The 6331-nt window shown below is 63.4% G+C and carries 6 protein-coding genes; 2 read left to right on the top strand and 4 right to left on the bottom strand.

Annotated features, from left to right (window positions below; translation table 11 throughout):
• Nucleotides 1-242: 242 nt before the first annotated feature.
• The 3 genes from ACYVDE_RS12265 to ACYVDE_RS12255 form a co-directional block, all read right to left on the bottom strand.
• Nucleotides 243-938 carry a hypothetical protein gene (locus tag ACYVDE_RS12265; protein WP_460501835.1) on the bottom strand — a complete coding sequence of 232 codons (696 nt, stop codon included), beginning with the start codon at nt 936-938 and terminating at the stop codon, nt 243-245.
• A gap of 73 nt (nt 939-1011) precedes the next feature.
• Nucleotides 1012-2775, bottom strand: coding sequence for a urocanate hydratase (hutU, locus tag ACYVDE_RS12260; RefSeq protein WP_460501834.1), 1764 nt, complete (start codon nt 2773-2775; stop codon nt 1012-1014).
• A 129-nt stretch (nt 2776-2904) separates the two neighbouring features.
• Nucleotides 2905-3963: a hypothetical protein gene (locus ACYVDE_RS12255; protein WP_460501833.1), complete on the bottom strand. Its 1059-nt coding sequence runs from the start codon at nt 3961-3963 to the stop codon at nt 2905-2907.
• Nucleotides 3964-4128: 165 nt separating this feature from the next.
• Between ACYVDE_RS12255 and ACYVDE_RS12250 the strand changes: the two genes are divergently transcribed.
• Nucleotides 4129-4401: a hypothetical protein gene (locus tag ACYVDE_RS12250; RefSeq protein WP_460501832.1), complete on the top strand. Its 273-nt coding sequence runs from the start codon at nt 4129-4131 to the stop codon at nt 4399-4401.
• A gap of 99 nt (nt 4402-4500) precedes the next feature.
• Here ACYVDE_RS12250 and ACYVDE_RS12245 read toward each other — a convergent pair whose 3' ends face one another.
• Entirely contained in the window at nt 4501-5316 is an 816-nt protein-coding gene (locus tag ACYVDE_RS12245; protein WP_460501831.1) for a DUF4097 family beta strand repeat-containing protein, read from the bottom strand.
• Nucleotides 5317-5522: 206 nt separating this feature from the next.
• Between ACYVDE_RS12245 and ACYVDE_RS12240 the strand changes: the two genes are divergently transcribed.
• A partial coding sequence (locus tag ACYVDE_RS12240; RefSeq protein WP_460501830.1) for an MBL fold metallo-hydrolase occupies nt 5523-6331 on the top strand: 809 nt, incomplete at its 3' end.

Below are 6331 nucleotides of genomic sequence, written 5' to 3'. Positions count from 1 at the left end.
CGGCAGCAGGCGGCGGCGTGAGGGCCGGGGCACTGGCCGTAGCCGGGACCGCGCTGGTAGTGGCGGGCGACGTGGTTGGGTTGCTCTGGCAAGCCGCCAGCGCGAGGAAGACGGGAGTTAGCCCGGAAAGGGTTTTCATCAGGAAAGGAACTGAATGTGGGGGCGGAAATACCCGCCCGGAAAAGCAGCGCAAGATGCGCAGCGCTGCCGGAACAACGGGCGCTACTGCCCTGCGTCATTGGTCAGTGCTCCCGATGGCTGGCCAGGGAGTCTATCCGAATGGACTGGATGGTGGAGTAGGCATCCCGGGCAAAATTGACACACTGTTTCCGCTTGCAGTCGAATTGAAACCGCACTTCCCAGCCGCGGTCGGCCTGCCGCAAGGTGGTCGTCGCGACGATTTGCCGGTAGGGCTCGGCCGCTAAACTCGCCACCCCTAAACTCCCCACCCCAAAGAACTCGACAATTGAAAAAATCCGGCCGTTGATGGTTGCCAGTTTTTTCGATTTCCACACCGTTGGCACCGCGCCTACGGCCTTGTTGCGCTCGTCTTGGTTCCGAATTCGGCGTTCCACTGCCTCCAGCGTTTCATCACTCCCGTAATTCATCTGCGTTTCGATGGTCAGCCGGTCCAGGCTGTCCTGGCAGTACGTGCCCTCCCACTTAAAAAAGCCGCTTTCCTGCAACAGGCAGCCTTTCGAGCTCGTGAATCGGTATTTGGGCTTGTCCGACATCTGATTATCCGATACATCCAGCCACACCAGCAGCGTGTCGTATTTGACGGGCACATTCAGGGTGATAGTACCCGTTGGTGAAGGCACATAAAGCCGTTTAACCAGCGTCACCGTGCGTTTCACAAAACCCGCAGGCACCTGCTGCTTATCAGCCGAGCAACCCACCAGAATTGCCAGCGAAAGAACAGGAATCAGTACACGCATACGTCGTTTTTCAAGTAAAAAGCCGGTGAAAACAACTCGTTTCCACCGGCTTTCAGAATTTATTTATCACGCATTATTTCAGCCCCGGAATCTTGGCGCCGCGCTCGCGGGCCACATCCTGGGCCAGCTCGTAGCCGGCGTCGGCGTGGCGGAAGATGCCCATGCCGGGGTCGGTGGTGAGCACCCGCTTCAGGCGCTCGGCTTTTTCGGGGGTTCCTGTCGCTACTATCACCATGCCGGAATGGGTGCTGTTGCCGATGCCTACGCCGCCGCCGTTGTGCAGGCTCACCCAGTCGGCGCCGCTGGCGCAGTTGGCCAGGGCGTTGAGCAGGGGCCAGTCGGCCACGGCGTCGGAGCCGTCCTTCATGCCTTCGGTTTCGCGGTTGGGCGAGGCCACCGAGCCGCAGTCGAGGTGGTCGCGGCCGATGACGATGGGGGCCGACACCTCGCCCCGGGCCACAAGCTCGTTGATGACGAGGCCAAACTTTTCGCGCTCGCCGTAGCCCAGCCAGCACACCCGGGCCGGCAGACCGATGAAAGGCACCTTGGCCTGGGCCTTCTCAATCCAGCGGGCCAGCAGCTTGTTGTCGGGGAAGGTTTCGAGCAGGGCGCGGTCGATGCGCAGAATGTCGGCCGGGTCGCCGGAGAGGGCGGCCCAGCGGAACGGTCCCTTGCCCTCGCAGAACAGCGGGCGAATGTAGCCGGGCACGAAGCCAGGGTAGAGGAACTGGCCGTTTTCATCGCGTACGTTCAGGCCGCCTTTTTCGGCCTGGCCGCGCAGGTTGTTGCCGTAGTCCACGGCAATGGTGCCGCGGCGCTGCATCTCCAGAATGGCTTCTACGTGCTTCACGATGGCGGCCAGGGCCTGGCGCTTAAACTCCTCGGGGTTGGCCGCTTTCAGGGCCAGCACCTCCCCTATCTCGCCTTCTGGAATGTAGTCCATCAGGTCATGGGCCGAGGTTTGGTCGGTTACGATGTCGGCCTGGAAACCCAACTCCAGCAGGCGCGGCAGCACAGTGGCCGCGTTGCCGGTGAGGCCCACCGACCAGCCTTTGCCGTCGGCTTTGGCCTGCTCGCACAGCTCCAGGGCGTGGGTGAGGTCGCGGGCCTGCTCGTCGACGTAGCCTTCGCGGACCTTCTGCTTCACCCGCTCGTCAATCGGCTCGATGACGAGGCAGACGCCGTCGTTCATGGTCACGGCCAGGGGCTGGGCGCCGCTCATGCCGCCCAGGCCGGCCGTCACGGTGATGGTGCCGCGCAGGCTGCCGCCGAAATGCTTGTCGGCCATCGCGGCAAACGTCTCGTAGGTGCCCTGCAAAATGCCCTGGGTGGCAATGTAAATCCAGGAGCCGGCCGTCATCTGGCCGTACATCATCAGGCCCAGCTTGTCGAGTTCGTCGAAGTATTCCTGGGTGCTCCAGGCGGGCACGATGTTACTGTTGGCGATGAGCACGCGCGGGGCGTGGGGCCAGGTTTTGAGCACGCCCACAGCCTTGCCGCTCTGCACCAGCATGGTTTCGTCGGCTTCCAGCTCCTTGAGGGTTTTGACGATGATTTGGTACTCCTTCCAGTTGCGGGCGGCGCGGCCGGCCCCGCCGTACACAATCAGCTCATCGTACACGAGCGACACGGCCGGGTCGAGGTTGTTTTCCAGCATGCGCAGGGCGGCTTCGGCCTCCCAGGTTTTGCAGCGCAGTTCGGTGCCGTGCTTCGCCTTCACGGTTTCCGAGGGCTTAAACTCGTAGAACATCGGGCGCTGGCCGTCGTGTTTCTGAGAGGCAGTTGAGAGGGAGGTGGCTTCGAGGTTGAGCTCGGGCGTAGCGGTTTCGGTGGTCATGAGGGTGGGATGGATTGGGTGGTGCAGCGAAGATAGAACAACGCCATTGGATGCGCTACCGTCTACCAGCCACCCACTACTCACCTATCGCTCCCCTCGTTCCTGGTCTTCCCGGTATGGCAGGCTGGCTCAGTAGTAGCCGTAGGTAAACTCATAAACCGTGGGCTTACCATTCAGACCGGCGCTGTCGGTTTTGCGGAGCAGCAGGCCCCTGGCATCGTATTCGTACTCGATGGCCGATGGTCGGTACATCTGCCCGACCGTGGCATCGGCCTTGCCGGAACGCAGCTGGTAGGTGCGCTCCTCGCGCGTCACCTGCCCTGCCGTGTTGCGCACGTAGCGCGTGGCGTAGCCCCGCAGGCGCGTTTCGCTGCGCACGCTCATCAACCAGCTGCTATCCGCAGCACTTGATTTTGCGGGCCGGTCGGGCACCGCCGTTGTATCGGCCAGATACGTGGAGCGCACGAGCAGGCCCCGGGTATCGTATTCGTAGCGGTTTTCCGGTATAAACCGCGCCCGCTGGTACCGGGCCCGCCGCCGCAATTCAGCGGCCGGCGGCGCAGCCGCCGTGGGCACAGGCCGGAAATCCAGTTGTCCGGATTCCACTACTCGTCCGGCCTGCCTCACGGCGTAGTTCGCCAGAAACTCGGTAGGCTGGTCGGCCGCGTCGTAGGCCACAGTTAGCGAGCAGGTGGTATCGCGGCCGCAGGGGTAGCTGCGCACCAGCAGGCGCTGGCGAGCCTGGCCGCCGGCCATCCCGGGCAAAGGCTGGAACAGTGCATCAATTGTCAAGGTATCGCCGCGGCGCGACTGGTGCGTTTGCTGCCAGAGTACGGGGGCGGTCTGCACGCCCAGCATGTAGGTCGTGTAGAGCTGCCTGGTCGGTTCGAACACGGTTTGACCGCCGGGGTAGTCGCCAGCCTTCGGAATCATGGTCAATTCCACCAGGCGGTTTTGCTTATCGAAACGCTGCCGCCGGTGCTGGCCGAAATACGGCTTGGCAACCAGGGTTTGATTCCCCCGGCGGTCCAATTCGATGTAGTCCGTCGTATCGGAACGGCCGGCCCGCCGCGTCACCACCGTTTTCACGCGGTGCCGCGCATAGTGCAGCCGGGCCAGCGAGTCATCGGCCGACAGGCGCTGGGGCAGCACGTTCAGCGAAAACAGCAGCGGCAGATGCAGCGGCACGCTCGTGGTTGCAGTCGTGGTTTTGGCCGGGTCCGCCGTCTGCCCGTATCCGGCTTGCGGCAACAGCGCCGCCAAACTAATTCCTGCGGCAATGATTCTTCGTAACATTAGGTAGCGGTATGTTGCCCGCAATTACGCACCGCTTCAGCTTTTCCAGCTATTCCCATGAGCCCCGACTACACCCCCATCGACTGCCACTACTACGACCTGCTCGAAGGCGCCGCCACCCAGCGCCGCCGCGTCGACCTGCAGTATTTCAACGACCTGCGCCAGCTCTGCCTGGGCTCGGGCGTAATTGACACCCTGTTCATTCGCGACAAGGTGGAATACATGCGCCTGAAATCGGGCGAGGAAATCCGCCTCGACCACCTCATCCGCCTCGACGATAAGCCCGCGCCCGGCTACGCCGACTATCCCGATTTCAGCTGCGGCTGCTGACGCTGGGGCGACAGCCAGGAACGCCTAACATAGAAGACCGTCATGCTTCGACAAGCTCAGCATGACGGTCTGTTGTTGTTCAGAAAAAATCACCCTCCGCTAGTCCCGCGTCTGGTCTACGCTGATGCCGCCGTTGGTGGTCACGGCCTTCACCGTGGCACCGCCCTGGCCCAGGCTGGTTTCCACTTCTTTGTGGAACATGCCGGTTTTCGTCACCGGCAGGTCGGTGCGGATGCCGCCCATGTTGGTGCTGGTCAGGAAGCGGGCCGAGTACGTGCGGGGTAGCTTCCAGTGAATGCCGCCATTGGTGGTGGCCACGTCGAGGCCCTGGCCCTGCCACTGGCGGCCCGATAGCTCGATGGTGAGGCCGCCGTTGGTGGTTTCGCCCTTCACGCTGCCGCCCAGGTTGGCCAGGTTCACGCCGCCGTTGGTGGTTTCGAAGCGAATGGCGGCCTGGATGTTTTCAATGTTGATGCCGCCGTTGGTGGTGTTCAGGGCCAGGGCGGTGGTGCGGGGCACGAAAATCTCGTAGCTCACGCTCCAGTCATGGTCTTTGGCGGGGTCGGCGGCGCTGATGGTGTTGCCTTGGGCGGCAATGCTGATGCGGTGGGCACGGGCGGCGGCTTCGGTTTCGCTGGCACCCCAGGCCTGCACCTTGGCCCGGATGCGGACGTTGGGCCCATCCCAGCCGCGCACCGTGATGCCGCCGTTGGGGCCGCCGTCCACTTGCAGAGGCTTGCCGCTGGGGGCGGGCATGGTCAGGTCGCGGGTTTCGCAGAACTGCTGCATGTCCTTGCCGTTGCGGGTCCACTTATTGTAGTTGTTGCAAGTCGACTCGAAGGTAGGTTCGGCGGTCTGGGCGTGGGCGCCGAGCGAGGCGGCCAGCAAGGCAATTGCAGAAAGCAGGGTTTTCATGGGTTGAGAAATTGAAGGTTGGACTGTTGAATGAGATGATGCGCCCCGGCCAGCTGGGGTTGCCTGGAGGAGGCGGCGAAGGGGTTACCGGCGCGGTGCCGGTTCGTTACAGCCCCGGCCGAAATTATTTTTTTGGAACACTCCCCCGCCCTTTTGCCGTATTCCCTGCCAGCTAACCTTCCTACCCCTCACCAACCCCAAGCCCTATGGATACCGTAGCCGCCGGCGTCACCCAGTTGCGCATTCAGCGCTTTGTCAACGTTTACTTCGTCGAAACCGGTACCCCGGGCGAGTGGGTGCTGATTGATACCGGCCTGCCCGGCAGCGCCAAAACCATCATTGCCGCCGCCGACGAGCTATTTTATCCCGGCTCGCACCCCGAAGCCATCATCCTCACCCACGGCCACCTCGACCACCTGGGCTCGGCCCGCGAGCTGGCCGACCATTGGAACGTACCCATTATCGTGCACCCGCTGGAGCTGCCCTACGTCACGGGCCAGGCCCTCTACCCGCCCCGCGACCCCACCGTGGGCGGCTCGCTGGCCTTCATGAGCCGCTTCTTCCCCACCCAGCTGCCCAACCTCGAAGACCGGGTGCAGGCCCTCGACGCCGACGACCCCAGCACGCCCTTCCTCATGAACTGGCGCTGGCTGCACGTGCCCGGCCACGCCCCCGGCCAAATCGCCTTCTTCCGCGACGCCGACCGCGTACTGATTGGGGCCGATGCCTTCGCCACCACCAACCACGACTCGGTCCCGGCCATCCTCATTGGCAAGCCCGACATCAGCCGCGCCGGCACCCCGTTCAACTACGACTGGCAAGCCGCTCAGAAATCCGTACAAACCCTGGCCGCCCTCGAGCCAAAAGCCATTGGCTGCGGCCACGGCCCGGTCATCACCGGCCCCGAAGCCGCCGCCGGCCTGCACGAGCTGGCCAACAACTACCCCATCCCCGAGTACGGCCGCTACGTGCACGAGCCCGCCCGCACCGATGCCAGCGGCGTCGAGTACCTGCC

Source organism: Hymenobacter agri (assembly GCF_054778495.1).
This window is presented reverse-complemented; position numbering and strand designations above follow the sequence as displayed.

Excerpts from the sequence above, each read along its gene's own strand:
- ACYVDE_RS12265 (WP_460501835.1), bottom strand. The coding sequence starts at position 938 with ATGCGTGTACTGATTCCTGTTCTTTCGCTGGCAATTCTGGTGGGTTGC.
- hutU (WP_460501834.1), bottom strand. The coding sequence starts at position 2,775 with ATGACCACCGAAACCGCTACGCCCGAGCTCAACCTCGAAGCCACCTCC.
- ACYVDE_RS12250 (WP_460501832.1), top strand. The coding sequence starts at position 4,129 with ATGAGCCCCGACTACACCCCCATCGACTGCCACTACTACGACCTGCTC.
- ACYVDE_RS12245 (WP_460501831.1), bottom strand. The coding sequence starts at position 5,316 with ATGAAAACCCTGCTTTCTGCAATTGCCTTGCTGGCCGCCTCGCTCGGC.